The sequence below is a fragment of the Nannocystis pusilla genome, from assembly GCF_020073745.1.
Classification (GTDB): Bacteria; Myxococcota_A; Polyangia; order Nannocystales; family Nannocystaceae; genus Nannocystis; species Nannocystis radixulma.
This window is the reverse complement of the sequence record NZ_JAIRAU010000032.1, coordinates 62,203-83,186: the sequence shown is the minus strand read 5'-3', so window position 1 is coordinate 83,186 and position 20,984 is coordinate 62,203. Positions and strand designations below refer to the sequence as shown.

Sequence of the window (20,984 nt, the reverse complement as noted above, 5' to 3'; positions counted from 1 at the left end):
ATGTCCACGAGGACATGCCTGATGAGACATGCCCGCTGAGACATGCCCCGACGGGCATGTCTCCTCGAGCATGTTGCTCAGCGGGCCGCCACCGTCGCCGCCTGCCCCCTGGGGAAGCTCCCGTACGAGAACAGCGCCGCCGGGGCCACCTCGACGACGTCGGCGATCTCCTTCAGCGCCTCGAGGTCGACGCGCTCGCGGTTGCCGACCAGGCCGACGATCGGCGGCACCGCGGCGAAGCCCGCGGCGAAGCCCTGCAGCTGCTCCAGCGTCATCCCGCCGATCGTCTGCCACACCCACGGCCGCGGGTCGGTCTTCTCGCCCAGCTCGTCCCACGCGTGCACCAGCATGCCGCTCGCGCGCGGGTCGACCCGGCTGCTGCGGTACTCCTGCTCGATCGCGGCCCGCGTCGAGCCGAGCCGCACCGCGTCGAGCGGGCGCCCCAGCAGCTCGAAGAACACCTTGAGCGCCTCCGAGGTCTTGTCCGACTGCGTGCCCAGCCCGCCGCGCAGCGCCCACGCGTCGGACGGCCGCCGCCCGGCCAGCAGCACGCCCCAGGCGTAGTAGACCAGCCCTCGCGACTCGCGCATCTCCTGGAACAGCAGCGTGTTCATGCCGGTGCCGAGGTACTCGCTCAGCAGCCGCGCCGCCGGCCGCTGCTCGCGGTTCAGCGCCGGCGACGGCAGCGCCACGGCGATCGTCGACTTGGCGACGTCGCGGTGGGTGAAGTAGAGCGTCGGCTTCGGCACCTTGCGGTAGGCCACCGGCGAGCGCAACGGCAGCTTGCGATGGCCCTTGCCGAGCCCGATCACCTTGGCCGCGTCGGACGCCGAGCGCGGGCCGAAGTAGAACGTCTTGTGCTGGTAGTCGAGGAACTCGCGCGCCAGCTTCGTCAGCGCCTCCGGCTTGGCGGCGGCGATCTGCGCGTTGGTCGGCGCGTGCAGGAACTCGCTGTCCTTGCCGTGGATGGCGTAGTCGGCCAGCGCCCCGGCGAGCTCGTCGGGGTCCTCCATCGCGTCGCGCCGCGTGCTGATCACGTTGTCGGCGATCCCGCGCAGGACCGCCTTGTCGATCTTCACCTCGCGCAGCCAGCGTTCGACCAGCGCCAGGCTCTGCTCCATCGTCGCGTCGACGCCCTCGACGGTGATCTCGCTCTCCTGCGCGTCGCACGAGAAGCTGACGCTGGTGCCGAGCGCGAACAGCTGCTTCTTCAGCGCCTCCGCCGTCAGCTCGCCGGCGCCCGACTGCTCGACCACGTCGAGCGCGTAGCACAGCAGGCGGTCGCGCTTGTGCCCGCGCTCGAACCGGTACGTCAGCGAGAACAGGTCGTTGCGCCCGTTCGAGACCGCGACCAGCGGCCCGCCCGCCAGCTCGCCGCGCGCGTAGTGCGTCCCCTCGACCAGCCACTCCGGCTCGAGCTGCTGCGCCGGCCGCTCGAGCAGCGCGTCGGCGAACCGGCTGCGCCGCTCGGTGTGCAGCTCGACCGGCGTCATCGACGGCTTGTCGATCTTGGCCACCTCCGGCTTGCCCGCGCGGCGGTGGACCGCGCTGTAGTTGGCCCCGAGGTACTTGTTGGCCACCCGGATCACGTCCTCGCGGGTGACCGCGCGGATCTTGCGGTCGCGGGCGACCACGTCGGCCCACGGCTGGTGGTTGATGAACGCGTCGGTCATCTTGTTCGCGCGGAAGTCGTTGCTCTCGCGCGCCCGCTTGTCCGCGATCTCCTGGTTGAGCACGATCGCCGCCACGTCGGCCGGCGTGAACTCGCCGCGCTTCAGCTTCTCGACCACCGCGAGCAGCAGCGCCTCGACCTCGGCGTGCGTCTGGCCGTCGCGCAGCTGCGCGCGCACGCTGAACCACCCGGCCTCGCGCAGCGACAGCCGCGACGACGAGGCCGACGGCACCTTCTGGCTCAGCTCGAGCTCGATGTTGAGCAGGCCGCTGGTGCTGTTGTCCATCAGCCAGTCCATCACCGTCAGCGCCGGCTCGTCGGCGTCGGCCGCCGACGCCGTCTGCCACGCCAGCATCACCTCCTGCTCGCCCTCGGCGACCACCTCGGTCTGCACGCGCGCGCCGATCGGCGCCAGCGAGCCCGGATACGGCGCCTCCAGCGGCTTCGGCTCGATCTTGCCGAGCGTCGCCTCGAGCCGCGGCAGCGCCGTCGCGGCGTCGATGTCGCCGGCCAGCACCACCGCCATGTTGTTCGGCACGTACCAGCGATCGAAGTAATCGACCATGTCCTGATAGGCAGGCACCTTCAGGTGCTCGATCTCGCCGATCGTCGTCTGCGTGCCGTACGGGTGGCGCGGGAACAGGTTCTTCGTGGTCGCGTAGAACGTCCGCACCCACGGGTTGTCGAGCGACAGGTTCTTCTCCTCGTAGACCGCCTCCATCTCCGTGAAGAACAGGCGGAACACCGGGTCGCTGAAGCGCTCGCCCTCGACCTCGGCCCACGCGTCGATCCGGTTGCTCGGCACGTCGGCGACGTACACCGTCTGGTCGAACGAGGTGAACGCGTTGAGGTCGGCGATCCCGAGCTCGGCGTAGACGCGGTCGAACTCGTTGGGGATCGCCGAGACCGCGACCTTCTGGTTGGCGAGGTCGAGCTCGGCGAAGATCTTGCGGCGCTGCTCGGGGTCCTGGGTGGCCCGCAGCTCGCGGTACAGCTCCCCGATGCGGGCCAGGTGCGGCGCCTCGGCGGCGTGATCGAGCGTGCCGAGCTCGTCGGTGCCCTTGAACAGCATGTGCTCGAGGTAGTGCGCCAGCCCGGTCGAGGCCGCGGGGTCATGGCGGCTGCCCGCGCGCACGGCGATCCACGCGTCGAAGCGCGGCTTCTGCCGATCGGTGCTGATGTACACGGTGAGCCCGTTCGAGAGCCGGTGCACCGAGACCGCCAGCGGATCGTCGGGCAACGCCGCGTGCGTCGGCGGCAGATCGGAGGCGGCGAGGACGGCGTCGCGGTCGCCCGCAGGGGCCGTCCCGCTCGCGGCGGCGGGCGGCGTCGAGGGGGCGTTCGCGGCGGTCTTGCACGCGACCGCGCTGAGGACGAAGGCGCCGAACAGGCGCGAGACAGACGTGGACATCGAGGCGATCCGGGGGAGGTCGGATTTTACGCCGCAGCCATCGCTGTCATTTCCGCTTCGTCGCGCACGAACAGGGTTCGACCCCGCGCACCGGCGAGACGTCGATCACGCCTGCGACCGCGCAGGCACCCACGCATCCGGGAGCCCCGGTCAGTTCGGCATCTGTCCCGAAGTACCGATCGGCCCCGAGGGCGGCCGAGCGCCGCGGCGACGCACCACCGGGCCGGCGTGGTGATGCACCATCTTCCACTCGCCGTCCTCGCGCACGAAGATGTTGGTGGCCACGAGCTCGGTGTCGCCGATCGTCTGGGCACAGATGACGTAGCCCATGTCCTCGCCGGGGAACGCCTCGGCCGCCCCGTACTCGATCTCTCGCGGCGCCGAACCGGCGAGGATCGCCTGCCAGCTCTCCATGATCTCCTCGCGCTCGACCAGCGGGGTCCACCCCGGATGCACGCAGGTCACCGGCACCACGCGGGCCCACACGTCGTCCATCGCGCCCAGATCGGCGCGAGAGAAGGCCTCGTAGAAGCGGCGATTGGCCGCCAGCAGCGCGTCGCTCATCCTCGGCAGATATAGCAGCCGCGGCCGCCGACGGCTCGAGCGGAACGTCGCTCGTCCTGAACCGGATCGCGGGAGCGGTCAGCCGTGCGTCCCGGCGATCTCCGTGCTGCGGGTCAGGCGCGCCCGCGCCTCGAGCACGCGCGCCGCCGCGCCCTCCGCGGTGAGGCCGAGCGCCGTGAGGTGCCCCATCTTCCGCCCGGCACGCGCCTCCGTCTTGCCGTAGAGGTGCAGCTTCACGTCGGGCAGCGCCAGCGCGGCCGCCCAGTCGGGCGCGCCGCCCTGCCACACGTCGCCGAGCAGGTTGGCCATCGCCGCCGGCCGCAGCAGCTCGGTCGAGCCCAGCGGCAGGCCGCACACCGCCCGCAGCTGCTGCTCGAACTGACAGGTGACGCACGCGTCGATCGTCAAGTGACCGGAGTTGTGCGGCCGCGGAGCCAGCTCGTTGATGAGGAGCCGACCGCCGGGCAGGCAGAAGAACTCGACGCACAGCACCCCGACGACGTCGAGCGCCAGCAGCAGCCGGCGCGCGATCGCCTGCGCCTCGGCCGCGACCTCGGCGGGGACCCGAGCTGGCGCGAGGGACAGGTCGAGGATCCCCCGCACGTGCTGGTTCTCGACCGGCGCGTACACGGCGATCTCCCCGTCGAGCCCGCGCACCGCGACCACCGAGAGCTCGCAGGCGTAGTCCACCCACGCCTCGACGATCGCCTCGTCGGCCGCCAGCGACGCCCACGCCGCCGCCGCCTGCTCCGGCCCGGCGAGCCTGACCTGGCCCTTGCCGTCGTAGCCCCACCCCGCCGTCTTCAGCAGCGCCGGCCGCCCGACCACCTCCATCGCCGCCGCCACCTCCGCGGCCGAGCGCGCGGCGCAGAACGGGGTGACCGGAAAGCCATGTTCTTGGAGATATGTCTTTTCGCGCAGGCGGTGCTGCGTCGTGTGCAGCACCGCGCCGGCCGGGCGCACCGGCGCGGCCGCGGCCGCGGCCTCGACCGTGGCCGCCGGCACGTTCTCGAACTCGAAGGTGACGACGTCGACCGCGGCCGCGAACCCGCGCACCGCCGTCAGGTCGTCGTAGGGCCCGCGCAGCTCGAGGTCGGCGACCTGTCCGGTCGGCGTGTCGGCGTCGGGCGAGTAGGTGTGCACGCGGTAGCCGAGGCGGCGCGCGGCGATGGCGAACATGCGGCCGAGCTGGCCGCTGCCGAGCACGCCGATGGTCGCGCCCGGCAGGATCGGCGCCTTGGATTCACGCATCGGGCAGCACCTCTCCGCGCACGTCTTCGGCGCGCTTGTCCCGGAACTCGCGCAGCGCCCGGGCCAGCGCCGGCCGGGCCAGCGCCAGCACGCGGATCGCCTGCAGCGCCGCGTTGTAGGCGCCTGCGGGGCCGATCGCCAGCGTGCCCACCGGCACGCCGCGCGGCATCTGGACGATCGACAGCAGCGAGTCGAGCCCGCCGAGCGCCGAGGTCTGGACCGGCACGCCGAACACCGGCAGGCGCGTCTCCGCGGCCACCATCCCGGGCAGGTGGGCCGCCCCGCCCGCGCCGGCGACGATCACCTCGATCCCGCGCGTCTCGGCCGTGCGCGCGTACTCGGCCAGCCACTCGGGCGTGCGGTGGGCCGAGACCACGCGACACTCGTGCGGCACGCCGAACTGGCGCAGCACCGCGGCCGCCTCGCGCATCGTCTCCCAGTCGGAGCGGCTGCCCATAATGACACCGACCAGCGGGTTCGTGCCGGCTGGCGGGCTCGCTTGCTCGCCGGTCGTGTCCGTGCCGTCCGGGCCTGCGCTCATGCGCGGATTATCCAGATCTGGTCCGCGGCGACAACAAAAAGTCGTGTTAACCTCATGGATGCCGCGAATTCCCGCAGTCTTCGTCGGTTGCCTGGCGTTCCTGCTGGCCAGCGAGGCCGGCGCGGAGCTCGAGCCCAGGCGCCGGGGCCTGCAGGTCGATGTCGCGGGCGGCCTGTCCTTTTGTCTGCCGGGCGGCGCGGCGCGGTGCAAGCGCGTCGAGGGGGTGACCGCGCCGCACGCCGGCGGCGTCGTGACGATCGGCTACCGCCCGCGCTCGTGGCTGCTCGCCGGTCTGTCGTACGAGTTCGGGCTGCTGCGGCCGACGCACACCGACATCCTCGGCGGCCGCCCGCTCTACGGCCTCGCTCGCCATCAGGCGATCTTCGGGGTCGTGCGCACCGGCGTCGACGTCGGCCGCATCGATCTCGGGCTCGAGTTCGGCCTCGGCTACTCGCAGCAGGTCGCCTCGTACGTGCACGACGAATTCCGCGGCCAGCGCTTCGGCACGCGCGGGTTCGCGGCCCGGGTCACGCCGCTCGTCGCCGTCTACCTCACGCGCCGGATCTACCTCGGCCTGCGCTGGGACGTGACCTTCAACGTCCACCGCGGCCCGGCGTGCAGTCCGGGCCGCTGCACCGCTCCGGTCGAGGCGCCTTTCTTCGGCCACCATTCCCTCCTCGGCGTGATGTTCGGCGTCACGATCTGAACCTCGGCGCGGCGCGAATTCGGCCCGCACGACCACCCTCGTTCGTTCGTCGCCTTGCGCAGGCGGCGACTGTTTCTCAAAACACCCCCATGACTCCCGCCCGCCTCGCCCTCTGCGCCCTCGCCGCCACCCTCACCCTCAGCGTGGCCACCGCCGCCCGGGCGGCGGACGTCAAGCGACGCGGCGGTCAAGCCGAGATGATGCTCGGCGGTTCGCTGTGCATCCCGAGCCGGGCCGGCTGCAAGTCGACCGACGAGCTCGTGGGCCGGACCATGCCCTCGTTCGGCATGGGCTTCACCCTCGGCTTTCGCCCGATCCGCGCCCTCATGATCGGCGCCGCCTACAACGTCGGCTTCTTCAACGCCGACTACCAGACGGCCAACAGCGACGCCTACCGGGCCTCGTACCAGAACAGCTTCTTCGCGGTCATCCGCGGGATCCTGCCGCTCTGGCGCATCGACCTCGGCCTCGAGATCGGGCCCGGCTTCTCGCGCCAGGTGTTCAACGCCCGCGGCGGCGTCCTCGGCTACGACCGCCAGTACTCGCAGGGCTTCGCCCTCAAGACCGCGCCGTCGATCGACTTCTTCGTCACCCGTCGCGTCTTCCTCGGCGCCAAGGTCGACTTCATCTGGAACTTCCACCGCGAGGTCTGCACCGCGGAGGGCGGCAGCAAGCTCTGCCTGAAGAAGGACGACAACGATCAGGCCAGCGTCCACCAGATGATCGTCGGCTTCCACCTGGGCACGACCTTCTGAGCCCGGTCGCCGACGACGGCTGGATGCAGGTCGAGCGCCCCGACGAGCTCGCGGATCCCGGCTCGTCCGCTCGCGCGTGTTGCGGGCCTGCTTCGCGGCCACCTGGCCCTGCGTCCCCGCGGCGGGTCGTGCGCGCTGGTACAGTGCGCTCGCCATGTGGACCCCGCCCGACAAGATCCGCCACGCGATCCCGCCCGCGCGCTGGCCGAGCGCCGAGGAGGCGGCCGCGAGCCGCTGGTTCTCGCCGATCGACGTCGGCCCGACTCGCCTGCACGCGCGCACCTGGGTGCCCGCCATGGTCCCGTGGCGGGCCTCCGACGACGGCCTCGTCACGCCCGACGTGATCGCCTGGTACGAGCGCTTCGCCGCCGGTGAGCCGGGCGCGCTGGTGGTCGAGGCCACGGGGATCCGCGACGTCCCGAGCGGCCCGCTCCTGCGGATCGGCGACGACCGCTTCGTCCCCGGCCTCGCCGAGCTGGCGGCCGCCGTGCGCGCGGCCAGCGGCGGCCGCACGCGCCTGTTCGTCCAGCTGATCGACTTCCTCGCCGTCAAGCGCCGCCCCCCGCCCGACAAGTTCTTCGCCCGCTTCTTGCGCGTCGACGCCGGCCACCGCCGCCGCCTCGCCGACGCGCTGCACGACGAGCGCTGGCTGAGCGCGCCCGAGCCCGCGCTGCGCGACCGGCTCCTGTCCGCCGAGCCAGGTCTTTTGGAGCAGGTCCTCACGGACAGGGAGCGGCGCGAGCTCGACTACGGCTACCGCGAGCTCGTCACCGACGTCGACCTGCCGCACGTGCGCGACCTGCCGCGCGTCCTGCCGGAGCTGTTCGCCGCCGCCGCCGCGCGCGCCGAGGCGGCCGGGTTCGACGGCGTCGAGCTGCACTACGCCCACGCCTACACCATGGCCAGCTTCCTCTCGCGCACCAACACGCGCGCCGACGGCTACGGCGGCAGCCTCGAGGGCCGGGCCCGCCTGCCGCTCGAGGTGCTCGCGGCCGTGCGCGCGCGCCTCGGCGCCGGCACCGTCGTCGGCTGCCGCATGCTCGGCGACGAGGTCATCGCCGGCGGCAGCGACCTCGCCGACGCCGTGCAGTTCGCCCGCGCCTTCGCGGCCGCCGGCATCGACTTCGTCAGCGTCTCGAAGGGCGGCAAGTTCGACGACGCTCACCAGCCGAAGGTCGGCGAGGCCGTCTACCCGTACACCGGCCCGAGCGGCTACGAGTGCATGCCCACCGTCCACAGCGACGCGCGCGGCCCGTTCGGCCGCAACGTCGCGCTGGCGGCCGCGATCCGGGCCGGCATCCGCGACGACGGCCGCGCCACGCCGGTGGTCGCCGCCGGCGGGATCCACAGCTTCGACCAGGCCGAGGCGATCCTGGCCGCCGGCCACGCCGACATCGTCGCCGCCGCCCGCCAGAGCCTGGCCGACCCCGACTGGTTCGCCAAGATCCGCCTCGGCCGCGGCGACGAGGTCCGCCGCTGCAAGTTCACCAACTACTGCGAGGCGCTCGACACCCAGCACAAGCAGGTCACCTGCCAGCTGTGGGACCGCGTCGAGCTCGACGAGCCCGGCATCGCCCGCTCGCACGACGGCCGGCGCCGCCTAGTCGCGCCGCGCTGGCGCCGCTGACCTGGCCGCTAGAGCATGCCCATCGGGACATGGCTCATGGAGCATGTCTGATTCGACATGTCCCCACAGCCATCTCGATCGCGTGGCGTACGCGCCCCGGCCCCGTCGACCGGCCTCACCTCGAGCGCCGGCACGACGCCGTGGTCGTTCACAGCACGGCCCGCCACGGCGGGCGCTGCCGCGACCGCGCTCGGCCGTTCAGCCGCGCCGGGCCAGCCGCGTCTCGTACGGGCCCGGGCCGAAGGTGAACAGCGCCAGCGTCAGCTGGCAGCCGTCGGCGCTGACCGCCACCGGGCAAGTGACGAAGCCCGGCTCGCGCAGCTGCTCGCTGCGGGTCAGGCCGGTCCAGGAGCCGGCGCCGACGCTGTCGCGCTCGCCGAACCACACGCCCGCGCGGCCGTCGTTCGGATCGCCGAGGCCCCCGCCGGGGCTGTCGAAGCCGCCGAAGAACAGCCGCAGCCCGTCCGGCGCCAGGGCCGGACAGGCGGCGATGCCGAAGCCCGGATCGATCGGCGTCACCTTCACCGGCGCGACGTCGGGGAACGCCGCGTGCACCTCGGGATCGCGGGACACCTGGTAGAAGTTGTAGCCGACGTTGAACTGGCCGAACCCCGGGCCGTCGTCGCGCTGGAACAGCAGCGTCGCGCCGTCGGCCGTCGGGTTCGGGTGAGTCTCCTGCGCCCCGCCGAACGCCTGCACGCCGCCGGCCACCGTCGGCACGCCCCACACGTCGCCGTCGCGCGGCATCACGTAGATGTCGCCGAGCCCGGCGAAGAACAGCTCCTGCGTGCCGGCCACGAACGCCGGGTAGTCGGCCGCGAAGTCGCTCGCCGGCCAGGTCGAGGTCCCGGGCGGGAACGGCAGCGTCACGTCGTCGCGCGCCGCCCGGATCACGTGCCACTCGTTGTCGAGCAGCGCCCGCCAGTGCAGCACCTTCGCGTCCGGCGACAGCATCGGCGAGGCGCCCGGCGGATCGAGCGGCAGCGCCTCCACCGTCCATGCGTCGAGGCCGAGGTCCCAGCAATTCGCCGGCTCGCCGGCGGTGCCGTCGGTTGTCCCCGAGGACATGTCCGGAGGAACACCCGTCGTCGAGACCGGCAGCGACGTCGCCGTCGAGGTGTCGGCCTCGGTCGTCGCGCCGCCCGTCGTCGGCGAGGTCGTCGTCGTCGTCGCCGGGACCGCGGTCGTGGTCGCGCCCGTGCTCGCGCCCGTCCCCCCGCTGTCGCCCTCCGCCCCATCGAAGCCGGGATTGGGCTTCAGGCAACCCGCGGCCAGCGCCGCCGCCGTGCACCACACGCGTCGCATGTCCGCCGGGCATAGCGGATCGCCGCCGCTGCGTCCAAAGCCCGGCGGCCGCCCGCGCGCGAACGGCGTTCGACGGGCAGCTCAGGGCGCGACGATCTCGACCTCGAGGAACGCCGGGACGACGTCCGCCTGCAGATGCACGCGCGCCGACAGCCCCGTCGCGTCGAGCCCCGTGGCCGCGAAGTCGAACACGTGGCCGGCCCCGGACACGTACGGCACCTCGTAGGTGTCGCCGACCGGCTGACCGTTGGCGACGAACGACAGCGTCAGCGGCACGCGCACGTGGACCGGGTCGGCGGCCGCGACCTCGGGATCGAGCAGGCGGAAGCCCGCGATCGGCCACGTCTCCACCAGGTCGTAGGCCGGCGGCGGGCGGACCACGTCGAGCGTCAGCTCGCCGCCGTCGAGCACGGCCGTCAGCTCGTGCTCGGCCGCGAACCCGACCTCGAACGCCTCGGTCGCGAGCGCGTACGCCTCGGTCGCGGCGCCGTCGTGGGCGCTGCCGGTGATCCGCAGGCGATATGTCCCTGCGGGCATGTCCGCCGGGACCTGCCAGTCGACGTACCACTTCTGCTGGCGCTCGGCCAGCAGCTTGCCGTTGGGCTCCGGCACCGGCGCGTAGTGGGTGAGCATGTGGTAGCGGCTGTTGTCGAGCACGGCCCCGGCCCAGCCGCTCGGCGACGGCACGTCGACGAAGCCGCCGCCGTCGTCGACCTGCACGACGACGCGCGGCTCGCCGAGCGACGGGTCGCCGCCGTCCCAGGCCACGCGCAGCGTCTCGCCGCGGCCGATCGCCGGCGGCGGCTGGCTCGTCACCCCCGGCGCGTCGACGCTCTTCTCGAGCGCGCGCGGCTCCCACGACTTGCCGACCGACAGCGCCGGCGAGTCCTCCGACCACACCGGCGAGCCGTCGCCCGCGATCAGCGACTCGATCACCGCCAGCTGCCCGTCGACCAGGTACTTGGCGAGCAGCGGCCCCCACAGGCTCATCTCCGACTCGTAGCCGCCCTGCAGCCAGTCGTCGGGCTGCGTCAGGTACAGCAGGTGATCCTGCGAGTAGCCGAACACCATGCCGTCGACCGCGCGCTCCTCGTAGCCGGCCCGCGCGTATTGAATGACCGAGGCGGTCGGCTCCCCGGGCAGGGTCAGCATGTAGAAGTCGTCGAGGCGGGCCACGGTCAAGTAGGTCTGGTGGACCTCGCCGTTCGGGAGCGACTCGCCGAGCGACTCGAGCAGCGTCCCCAGCGGCATGCAGTTCTTCGGCTTGCCCTCCATGCTGGTGGCGGGGTTGTTGTCGTCGACGTCGGCCGCGTCGCCCTTGCACTGCCAGCCGCCCCACAGGTACGGCCCGCCCTGCGAGTTCTGGAACTCGGGGTAGTCGTCGTAGCCGATCCCGCTGTACGTCAGGTCGATGCGGCGCGAGCGGACCCCGAGCGTCGCCTCGTCGCGCCACTCGATCGCGTCGTAGAGGTCGATGATCTTCGGCGCCGCCGCGTGGCCGATCCGCTCGATGCGGGCCGGCTCCGGGTGGCCCTGGCCGTCGCCCGCCGGCGACGCGTCGCCGCCGCCCGACTGCGCGAACATGCCGAAGATCGGCTGGCCCTTGGCGGCGAAGAACGCCTCCTCGAACTTCATCTCGAGCCCGCCCGCCGCGTCCTCGGTGAACAGCTCGTTCGGCGAGTCGAACACCGTGCCGTGCATGCCGAAGTTGATCACCGTCGCCATCGGCGTGCCGTCGGGGCGGCGCACCGCCAGCAGCGTCAGGCGGCCGTCCTTGCCGTAGGTCGGGTCGTTCTCGCCGCGGCGGTCGCGGTACACCTCGTCGCCGGCGTCCCAGTCGTCCTGCCAGGCCACGCCCCACTGCGCCGGCCCGAGGTCGGCGACAGCCGCCGCGATCACGCTCGCCATCGCCGTCGTCATGCGGTCGATGAGCTCCTCGTCGGGCGAGTCGCAGCCGACGAACCCGAGCGGACCCGGCAGCCGCCAGTAGCGCGCGAGGTTGTGGTGCGAGTGCGTCGCCGCGGTGATGAGCCGCCCGGTGATGTCGATCCCGTGCTCGGACTTGAGCTTCTCGATCGTCCCCTCGGTGAGCGAGTGCTCCGAGCTCATCGTCGGCATCTTCATCACCACGAGGCGCTCGCCGCCGACCTCGATGACCATCGCCTTGATCGTGCCCATCCCGTAGAAGCCGGAGGCGCCGTTCAGGAATTGATTCCACGGCGTATCGTTGGTGACGGTGCGCCCGCCGTACCCGGCCATCGACGCGCCCACCGGGCCCGTCAGGTAGCCGACCGCCACGCCGGCCTGGATCGGCCCCTGCGGCAGCGGATCGATCTCTTCCGTGGTGTTCGCGGTGGTCCCGCCCGACGAGGTCGTCGTCGGCGTGACCTCCGTGGTCGGCGCCTCCGTGGTCGACGCCGTGCCGGTGTTCGGGTCCGACGTCGTCGACGCGTCCGAGGCCGAAGTCTCGGCGGTCGGGTCCGGACATCCCACCAGCGCGAGGGCCGCGAGCGCCCGCACCCACGAAAGCTGCTGCTTCATCATCATCGCCGACTATACCGCCGCGTATTCGCCCCGGATCCGCGCCCACGGAGCGGACGTGCAGGCGACCTCACGGGCCTACCGCACGACCTGCCGGTCGCCGCCGGTTCGCCGAAGCGGGCCGCGCCTGCCTTTGCTAGCCTCGCAACTCGCCCCGGCTCCGGCCCCGGATCCGGCCGCGCTCCCTGTCCCTGGCTTCCCTTCCTCGCATCCTCGCGCCCTCGTGGTGACCCCCCTCGCCACCGCCCTGCTCGCCCTCACGTGCCTCGCGGCGCGCAGCTCGGCCTCGACGTCGGCGCAGGAACCTGTCCCGAAGGACAGCGAGTCCGAGCCCTCGACCGGCACGCTCCGCGAGGACGCCGCGGCCGGCGGCGCGCCCGAGCCGACGACGGTGCCGAAGGCCGCGTTGCCGGCCGCCGCCGTGCCCGAGGGTTCGGTGCCCGCCGGCGCGATCAACCCGGCCGGACCGGCCCCGACGCTGCCCCCGCGCGAGCGCGTGCGCTGGGGCTGGCTGACCCACCCGCTGTCGCCGACGCCGAGTCAGTACCAGGTCCGCAAGGGTCAGAGTCCGCACCGCGTGCTGCCGCTGCCGAGCGTGCGCGCCCAGCCGGGCGTCGGCCTGATGCTCGGGGCCAACATCTCGTACGCCTACCGCCGCAAGGAGGGCGACCCCAACCGGATCTACATGATCTTCGAGTCGCGGGTGTCGCTGAAGAAGGTCCAGGACCACAGCTTCTTCATCCGCCTGCGCGACCTCCTGCGCCGCGAGGAGGTGTTCGAGTTCGGCGTGCTCGGCTACGTCGACCCCGTGTTCCCGTACTTCGGGATCGGCAACAACAACAACCTCGAGGGCATCGACCTCCAGGCCCGCTACTACCAGACGCACCTCAACACCGTCGGCGGCGCGCTGACCTACCAGCACCCGCTGTGGCGCCTGCCCGCCCTCGGCGACAAGCCGCCGGGGCTGCTCCGCTCGTACGTCGGGCTCGCCTACTACGTCGACAGGGTCAAGCCGTACGACAACTCGCTGCTGCTGGCCGAGCACCCCGCCGCCGACCTCGACGCCCGCCGCGGCCTGATCCGCCTCGGCCTCACCTGGGACCGCCGCGACAACGAGTGGAGCCCCGGCAAGGGCAGCCTGTTCGACGTCATCGTCGACAACGCCGGCCCGTGGACCGGCTCGACCGACGCGTGGGGCCGCTTCTCCGCCAACTTCCGCACCTACTGGACCCTCGGCGTCGACAAGCTGGTGCTGGCCCACCGCCTCAGCTTCGACGCGCTGTGGGGCGACGCCCCGCTGGTCCCGCTCGGCGAATTCGGCGGCCTCCTCCCCACCGACGGCCTCGGCGGCGCCGCGGCCGGGCGCGGCTGGATGCGCCGGCGCTACATCGGCCGCCTCAAGGCCTTCGGCAGCCTCGAGCTGCGCTTCGAGCCGCTCGAGCTCAAGGTCCGCCGCCACACCCTCGGCATCGGCCTCAAGGGCTTCGTCGACCTCGGCGTGGTCGCCGACCGCATGCAGGACCTGCCCAAGCACTGGCACGTGTCCGGCGGGACAGGCCTGCAGGTGATCTGGGACCGCTTCGCCGTGCTCCGCCTCGACGCCGGCTTCTCGCGCGAGAGCTTCGGCATCTACTTCATCAACGAGCACGCGTTCTGACGCAGCTCTTCGGACATGTCTGTTTCGACATGCCCATACCGGCATGTCTCGACGAGCATGTCCCGACGTTCATGGCTCGCGTGGAAGGCCGGCGCCCCGTCACTCGGCCGCCGGTCGCGCGAGCCACAGGCCCGAGCGCTCGCCGTCGACGACCGTGTACGCCACCGCGTCCGCCGGGGCCACGCCCTCCTCGGTCACGAGCTCGCGCGCGCGCGCCTCGATCCTGCGCTCGACCAGCGTCCCGCGCTCGACCAGCACGAGCTCGCCGATGCCCTCCCCGTCTCGATCGAGCGCGGTCGCGATCCTGCCGTCGGCGAGCTCCTTGAACAGAGACGCCCGCTCGGCCAGCTGCTCGGGCGGCCGGCCGTCGTAGAAGTGGCGCCACAACTCGCCGCCGTGGTCGTCCTGGATCAGGTCGAGGTGATCGTTGGCGGGGTACGCCGGACCGTGGTGGTCCACCAGATGGGTCTCCTCGCCGCGGGCGAGGTCGACCAGCATCCAGGCGTCGGGGACGCGCACGCCGCTGCGATCGAAGAAGCCGAGCCAGCGACCGTCAGGGAGCTCGCGCAGCAGATGCAGATCGGGCCGCTTCTCGTACAGCGCGAGCGAGGGCAGCAGCAGCAGATCGCCGTCCCGCGCGTGGATGAAGCGCTCCCCGATCACCTGGTCGCCGTAGGACAGATCGCCGCGACCGATCACGCGCTCCTCGCCGGTCTCGCGGTCGCGCAGGATCAGGTCGACGTCGTCGCCATTCGGCCAGCCGCCGCAGTCGTGCCACACCAGCCAGCGGCCGTCCCGGCTCACGTCGAGCCCGCACGCCCAGCTCTGCTCGACCGTCTGCGACCGATCGGCCAGCGAGATGCGGACCAGCTCGTACTCGTGGTTCACGGCGAACAACGCGTCGTCGCTCGCCTCGGCCACCGGCGGCCCGTCGTACGCGTACGGGATCGTGTCGGCCAGCGTGATCGGCTCGATCTCCCCCGTCGGCGACCCCGGCGGGAACGGGAACAGCTCCGCCCTGCCGCTCCCCATGGGCGAGCCCTGCGGCGAGATCGGCGTGCTCACCTCCACCGTCACCAGCCCGTGCTCGGTCCACGTCGCCCGACAACCCCCGGGGACGACGAGGCGCGGCTCCACGCCGCCGCTCGCGTCGACCACCATGAGGTCCTGATAGCGACAGCCGAGCACGACGTCGGGCCAGCGTTCGTGGCTGAACACGCGGTGGAGGTCGCGCGCGACCAACACCGGGTCCTCTCCGCACAGCCCCGTGGCGTGGACCCGCGTCGGCTGGTCCTGCCCGTCCACGATGTAGAACAGGCGCGCGCCCAGACGGGTGACGGACGCCAGGTGCTCGTCCGCGGCGTGGGCGAACAGCCGGTGCGGCCCCTCGGTCCCGCACACCAGCGCCAGCGGGACCTCGCTGCGCGCGACCTCGTCGTTGCACGCGGCGAGGAGCAGCAGCGACCAGGCGAGCCCACGAGCCGGCATCCCATCAAGGTACAGCGGACCGCCGGCCCCGTAAAGCCGGCCCCGACGCCTTCCAGCCGCTCGACGCTCCCGGCCCAGGGCCACGAGCGCTCATTTCTCCATTCATGTCTGAATGGACATATCCATAAACACATGTCTATTCCGACATGTTCTTCATGACATGCCCGGAAATTCCTGTCGTACACCCCGACCTGCGAGCCCTCCCGCGAACACGCAGCACGCCCCGCGGCGACCCAACGCAAAAGGGGCGCGCCGCGGCGCGCCCCTCTCATGGCCTCACGGACAGCTGCGGCTCAGTCGCCGTCGCCGCCCTCAGGCTCGGCCTTGGCCTCGGCGGCAGGGCCGGCGGTCTTGGCCTTGAGGTCGACGGGCGGGTGGCCGGCGGGCATCTCGGCGGGGTTGACCACGGGCGGACGCTTGGGGCCGCGCGGGTCGGGGCCGAGCAGCTCCTCCATGGTGTTCTTGACCGTGTACTTGGCCAGCAGCGCGTCCTTCAGCTCGCGGCGGCCCTGGTGGAGCTTGCGCTGGCTGAGGCGCTCCTTGATCTGGTCGGCGAGCGCCTCCTTGGGCAGGTCGCCGGGCGGGTACTTGGCCAGGATCTTGATGATGTGGATGCCGAACTTGGTCTCGACGGGCTTCGAGATCTCGCCGGGCTTGAGCTTGAACGCGGCGACGCTGAACTCCTCGACCATGCGGTCCTTGGTGAAGATGCCGAGGTCGCCGCCCTTGTCGGCGCTCGGGCCCACGGAGTTCTCCTTGGCCAGCTGGGCGAAGTCGGCGCCCGGCGCGGTGGCCTTCTTGTACAGCTCGTCGGCCTTGGCCACGGCCTCCTTGCGCCACTTGTCCTTGTCCTCCTGCGACGGCTCGGGCGGCTTCTCGCCCGTCGGCGTCGGCTGATCCTGCGGGCCGATCGGGATCAGGATGTGCGAGGCGTGGATCCGCTCGCCCTCCGACTTGTAGTTCGGCTTGATCTTCTCGTACTCCTCGTCGACCTCGGCGTCGGTGACGGCCAGCTTGCCGTCCTTCTCGAGGAACTGCTGCTCGAGGATCTCCGCGATGTACATGTCGCGCAGGCTCTGCTCGGTCTCGCCGCGGCGCTGCAGGTGCTTGTCCCAGTCCTTGATGCCCTGCTTCTGCTGCGTCTCGCGCTCGGCGAGCTTGGCGGCGTCGACCTCGATCCCGCGGGCCTTCGCCTCCTGGCGCAGGATCTCGTTGTACACGAGGCGCTCGGTGATCGACTTGCGATAGCGCCGGTCGGCCGAGGGCGGGATCTCGCGGCCGCGGTCGGTGTACTTCTTCACCTTGAGGTCGTAGATGTCCTTGAACTGGGCCAGCGGGATCGCGACCTCGTTGACGGTGGCGATCGGGTCGGGAAGCGCCGGCAGGCCCTCGCCCGCGGCCGCCTTGGCAGGCTGCTCCGGGGTGGCCTTCTCGTCGGTCTTCTGCGGCGTGGGCGTGCTCGGCGAGCAGCCGACCGCGAGGGCGAGACAAAGTCCGAGGGACACGCGAGGGACGAAGCGAAGCATTCTGTTCTCCTGGCCGACGCGGAGCGGGCCTTTCCCGTACGGGCCGGTCGTCGCAGAGCGCGGCGACCGCAGGGCGTCGGCGGCGCGAGATTGTAAGCCGGAGCGAGCGTCCGATCCAAGCGGCGACATCTGCGGCATGCCCGGGCGCCTCCCCCGGTCCGCCCCGGACCCCGCGTGAGCCTCCCCGCGGGCCGCTGCGGCGATTTTCGCGTAGCATGCCGCGCCCATGACCCGCCTGGTCCAGATCCGCGGCACGAAACCGGCGCCGGCCCCGCCCGCGAACGCGCCGGAGCTGCCCCCCGCGGCCGGACCGCGCGTCTACGTCGAGACTCTCGGCTGTCAGATGAACGAGGCCGACTCGGCGCTGATCGTCGGCCAGCTGGCGGCCCGCGGCTACGTGCGCGTGCCCGATCCGGCGGCCGCCGACGTGATCCTGCTCAACACCTGCGCCGTGCGCGAGAAGGCCGAGGAGCGGGTCTACGGGCGCACCAGCCAGCTGCTGCGGCACAAGAAGGACAACCCCGCTCTGGTGTTCGGCATCACCGGATGCATGGCCGAGCACCTGCGCGACAAGGTCCAGAAGCAGGCCCCGCACATCGGCCTCGTCGCCGGCCCCGACAGCTACCGCCGGATCGGCGTCCTGGTCGACCGCGCGCGCGCCGGCGAGCGGGTCGTCGACGTCACGCTCGACCGCGACGAGACCTACGAGGGCCTCGACGGCGTGCCTGACGACGACGGCGTCAGCGGCCAGGTCACGATCCAGCGCGGCTGCGACAAGTTCTGCACGTTCTGCGTGGTCCCGTACACCCGCGGCCGCGAGCGCGGCGTGGCCCCGCGCGAGGTCCTGCGCCAGGCCCGGCACCTGGCCGAGCGCGGCTACAAAGAGATCGTCCTGCTCGGCCAGACGGTCAACTCGTACGTGTGGGACGACGCGAGCTTCGCCGATCTGCTGCGCGCCCTGGCCGCGATCGACGGCATCGAGCGGATCCGCTTCACCAGCCCCTACCCCGTCGACTTCACCGCGCAGCTGATCGCCACGATGGCCGAGCTCGACAAGGTCTGCCCGTACATCCACCTGCCGGCGCAGTCGGGCTCCGATCGCATGCTCACCGCCATGAAGCGCGGCTACTCGCGCGCCGAGTTCGTCGACCTGGTCGCCCGCCTGCGCGCCGCGATCCCCGACCTCGCGCTGTCGACCGACCTCATGGTCGGCTTCTGCGGCGAGACCGAGGACGACCACGCCGAGACGCTGTCGCTCATGCGCGAGGTCCGGTTCGACTCCGCGTTCATGTTCCGCTACAGCGACCGCGGGATCACCTACGCCGCCCGCAAGCTGCAGGACGACGTGCCCGACGAGGTCAAGGGCCGCCGCCTGCAAGAAGTCATCGAGCTGCAGGAGCAGCACACCCGCGCGTCGCACCAGGCCCGCGTCGGCAAGCGCGAGCGCGTGCTCATCAGCGGCCTGTCGCACCGCGGCGACCGCCTGCTCGGGCGCACGCCGCGGTTCCAGAGCGTGCTGCTGCCTCTCGGGACAGGTACTCCGGGACAGACAGTCGAGGTCGACATCGCCGCGACCACCGGCCACTCGCTGATCGCGGGCTGACTCGGTCGCGCTCGGGGGCGCGGGGCTGCGGAGATCGTCGTGACGGCGGGCACGAGGCGGCGAATCGGGCCCCTCGCTCGGCGGGCCCCTACCGGTTCACGTGCTCGGCGCTGTCTCTTCGGACAGGATGACCATGAGGACAGGTTCACCGCGAGCACGGCCGGCTGTGCGCCCGCGCGCGCTGAACCGCGTCTCCGTCCCACCGGCGTCCCAATTCGCCGCCTCGTGCCCGCCTGCGGAGAGCTTCGCGGCCCCGCTCGTCGCCGGGCGATGGGTCGGCGTCCGGAAACACTCGGACCGGGCTCCGATCCGGAGCGGGCGAGCGTCGGTCCGACAGCGCGCGCGTCACTCGAGCACGACGAGCTCGTGGACGTGGAACTCGCCCCAGCTCATGCCGAGGTGGCCGAAGCCGGGCAGGCTCCGCGTCGAGGCCTGCGCGCGCGGGAACAGCCACAGGCCGGTGGCGCGGACGCGGTGCTTCCCCCACGGGAGCCGGCCCTCGTGGTGCCTCGACACGACGAAGGCCGGACCGATGAACGAGCTCTCCAACATGTGCGACCACACGGCGGTCACGCGGATCGTCTTGCCATGCCACTCGGTCGGCCGCTCGCGGAGCATCTCCTCCGTGACGTCGACGGCGAGCGCGGGATCGAAGACGTAGGCGTCGGCGAGACGCCGCGCCGCGCTCACCAGCTCCCGGTCCGGGTCGGGCCGAGCCGGCGCGGGCGGAACCTTCGGGAGACTCGCGTTGTACGCCCGTTGGTGGCGGAGCGCCGCGCGGAGCCCGAGCCAGAACGCCGGCACGACGACGGCCAGCACGACGAGGAGGACGAGGAGGCCGGTCGGCACGGTGTGCCGTGCACGGCAGCACATCCCCGCGGCGCAGGCAACGGGCGCGGATGATCCGACGGCATGGAGCGAGCCGAGCGCCTTCCCGCGCGCCGCCGAAACACCTGCTCGGAAGGACATGCCTCTTTCGACATGTGCTTTCGTACACCCACGAAACGCACCGAGGGCCCGCGCCGGACGGCAGCGGGCCCTCGTGGCCGGTCGCGCGGGGGCGGCTCAGAAGTTGAAGCCGACGCCGAAGCCCTGCATGCCGCGGCTGAGGATCGGGCCGCCGCGCACGTTCTGGATCCGCGACACCGACTTGAGGCTCTTCTCGGTCTTGATGAAGTCCTTCGCGTCGGTGCGGTCCTGGTAGATGATGACGGCGAGCACGCCGGCCAGGAGGACGGTGGTGAGCAGGGCGACGTCGCCGCCGATCAGGCGGTTGCGCATGGTGTTGCCCTTGTCGGCCACGTCGGCGGCCATCGCCGTGTAGGCGTCGGACTCCAGCGGCTTGGTCTTGTCGAGGCCGGAGTTGTTGAGGTCGTTCAGCGCCGACTTGTAGGGGCCGCGGGCCGCGAGGCCGAGCGAGTAGAAGATGCCGGTGGTGAGCAGCGCGCCGGCGGTGAGGCCGAGGGCCACCCACGCGCGGGTCTGCCAGTAGCCGAACACGGGCCCGCGCTTGCACGCCGGGCGCAGGTCCTTGGGGTCGTCCTTGTTGACGCGCGGCTTCGGCGGGCCGTTGCGGCAGAACTCCTTGAAGTCCTTCTTGAGGTCGACCTTGATGTTGCTGGTGTCGATGAGCTCGCCCTGCCCCGCCGCGACCTTGCCGACGGCGTCGTCGATGGCCGCCTTCTCGGCCGCCAGCTCCTCGGGCGTCTTGGCCGGCTCGTCGAGCTCGGCGAGGATCTTCTGCTCCTCGGGCGTGGCCGGGGCCGGCGGCGTGCGGTAGTCGTTCAGCGTGGCGACCATCGCCCGCGGCAGCGCCAGCGGGAGGATCAGGTCGTCGGGGTTGAGCGACGGCGTGAACTCCTTGACCTTGGCCTTCTTGGCGACGTCATAGATGACGATCGAGGCCGGGGTCCCGTTCCCGACGGTCCCGTAGACCAGGTAGTCGTACGTGGCGCCCGACTTGGCGGCGCCCTTGTTGAGCCACTCGATGACCTTGCCGACGCACGCGTCGGCTCCGCCCTTGCACTTGACCTTGCCGGCCGCGGCGTCGATGTCGAGCGCGACACCCTTCACGTTGAAGCCGGCGGCGCTCATGTCGGTGAGGATCTGCGAGCGGAGGTTCTCCGCCGTCGCCGGGTCGCCCGACAGGCGGAACAGCCCGACGGTGTTGCCGGCGCTCGCCGGGGCGGCCGGCGCCGCGGCGAACATGCCGAAGGAGGCGGGCGAGGAGGCAGCCGCGGGCAACGGCGAGAAGGCGAGCGCCGCACAGAGGACGCCGGTGAAGGCGCGGAGCAGCGGCGACGGGCGAGACGACGTGATGGCGGCGGTCATGTGCGG

Annotated in this window: 15 protein-coding genes; 5 read left to right on the top strand and 10 right to left on the bottom strand. The window is 72.0% G+C overall.

Going from position 1 to position 20,984, the window contains the following annotated elements; all coding sequences use genetic code 11:
• Positions 1-77: 77 nt before the first annotated feature.
• From K7C98_RS25330 to purE, 4 genes are all read right to left on the bottom strand, one after another.
• Complete coding sequence (locus tag K7C98_RS25330) at positions 78-3,083, bottom strand: M16 family metallopeptidase (protein ID WP_224194335.1); 3,006 nt, start codon at positions 3,081-3,083, stop codon at positions 78-80.
• Positions 3,084-3,233: 150 nt separating this feature from the next.
• Complete coding sequence (locus tag K7C98_RS25325) at positions 3,234-3,647, bottom strand: nuclear transport factor 2 family protein (protein WP_224194334.1); 414 nt, start codon at positions 3,645-3,647, stop codon at positions 3,234-3,236.
• A 78-nt stretch (positions 3,648-3,725) separates the two neighbouring features.
• A complete protein-coding gene (locus K7C98_RS25320) occupies positions 3,726-4,898 on the bottom strand; it encodes a 5-(carboxyamino)imidazole ribonucleotide synthase (RefSeq protein WP_224194333.1) in 1,173 nt (390 codons plus the stop codon).
• Positions 4,891-5,439: a 5-(carboxyamino)imidazole ribonucleotide mutase gene (purE, locus tag K7C98_RS25315; RefSeq protein WP_346660300.1), complete on the bottom strand. Its 549-nt coding sequence runs from the start codon at positions 5,437-5,439 to the stop codon at positions 4,891-4,893. Before purE ends, K7C98_RS25320 begins: the two co-directional genes overlap by 8 nt.
• A 58-nt stretch (positions 5,440-5,497) precedes the next feature.
• Here purE and K7C98_RS25310 point away from each other — a divergent pair, with 58 nt between their 5' ends.
• From K7C98_RS25310 to K7C98_RS25300, 3 genes are all read left to right on the top strand, one after another.
• On the top strand, positions 5,498-6,145 hold the full coding sequence (locus tag K7C98_RS25310) for a hypothetical protein (RefSeq protein ID WP_224194332.1): 648 nt from the start codon (positions 5,498-5,500) through the stop codon (positions 6,143-6,145).
• Between the two features lie 89 nt (positions 6,146-6,234).
• Complete coding sequence (locus tag K7C98_RS25305; protein ID WP_224194331.1) at positions 6,235-6,900, top strand: hypothetical protein; 666 nt, start codon at positions 6,235-6,237, stop codon at positions 6,898-6,900.
• A 154-nt stretch (positions 6,901-7,054) separates the two neighbouring features.
• Positions 7,055-8,527 (top strand): NADH:flavin oxidoreductase, encoded by a 1,473-nt coding sequence (locus K7C98_RS25300; RefSeq protein WP_224194330.1) that lies wholly within the window; start codon positions 7,055-7,057, stop codon positions 8,525-8,527.
• A gap of 198 nt (positions 8,528-8,725) precedes the next feature.
• Here K7C98_RS25300 and K7C98_RS25295 read toward each other — a convergent pair whose 3' ends face one another.
• Both K7C98_RS25295 and K7C98_RS25290 read right to left on the bottom strand, forming a co-directional pair.
• A complete protein-coding gene (locus K7C98_RS25295) occupies positions 8,726-9,832 on the bottom strand; it encodes a hypothetical protein (protein WP_224194329.1) in 1,107 nt (368 codons plus the stop codon).
• A gap of 81 nt (positions 9,833-9,913) precedes the next feature.
• Positions 9,914-12,373 carry a hypothetical protein gene (locus tag K7C98_RS25290; RefSeq protein WP_224194328.1) on the bottom strand — a complete coding sequence of 820 codons (2,460 nt, stop codon included), beginning with the start codon at positions 12,371-12,373 and terminating at the stop codon, positions 9,914-9,916.
• 223 nt (positions 12,374-12,596) lie between these two features.
• Here K7C98_RS25290 and K7C98_RS25285 point away from each other — a divergent pair, with 223 nt between their 5' ends.
• Positions 12,597-14,030, top strand: coding sequence for a BamA/TamA family outer membrane protein (locus tag K7C98_RS25285; RefSeq protein ID WP_224194327.1), 1,434 nt, complete (start codon positions 12,597-12,599; stop codon positions 14,028-14,030).
• Between the two features lie 99 nt (positions 14,031-14,129).
• Here K7C98_RS25285 and K7C98_RS25280 read toward each other — a convergent pair whose 3' ends face one another.
• Entirely contained in the window at positions 14,130-15,518 is a 1,389-nt protein-coding gene (locus K7C98_RS25280) for a hypothetical protein (protein ID WP_224194326.1), read from the bottom strand.
• Between the two features lie 293 nt (positions 15,519-15,811).
• Positions 15,812-17,023 carry a peptidylprolyl isomerase gene (locus K7C98_RS45000; protein ID WP_224194325.1) on the bottom strand — a complete coding sequence of 404 codons (1,212 nt, stop codon included), beginning with the start codon at positions 17,021-17,023 and terminating at the stop codon, positions 15,812-15,814.
• Between the two features lie 247 nt (positions 17,024-17,270).
• Here K7C98_RS45000 and miaB point away from each other — a divergent pair, with 247 nt between their 5' ends.
• Positions 17,271-18,647 (top strand): tRNA (N6-isopentenyl adenosine(37)-C2)-methylthiotransferase MiaB, encoded by a 1,377-nt coding sequence (gene miaB / locus K7C98_RS25270; protein WP_224194324.1) that lies wholly within the window; start codon positions 17,271-17,273, stop codon positions 18,645-18,647.
• Positions 18,648-18,992: 345 nt separating this feature from the next.
• Here the strand turns inward: miaB and K7C98_RS25265 are convergent, their stop codons facing one another.
• Together K7C98_RS25265 and K7C98_RS25260 are read right to left on the bottom strand one after the other, a co-directional pair.
• A complete protein-coding gene (locus K7C98_RS25265) occupies positions 18,993-19,496 on the bottom strand; it encodes a hypothetical protein (protein ID WP_224194323.1) in 504 nt (167 codons plus the stop codon).
• A gap of 216 nt (positions 19,497-19,712) precedes the next feature.
• A complete protein-coding gene (locus K7C98_RS25260) occupies positions 19,713-20,978 on the bottom strand; it encodes a hypothetical protein (protein ID WP_224194322.1) in 1,266 nt (421 codons plus the stop codon).
• Positions 20,979-20,984 lie beyond the last annotated feature (6 nt).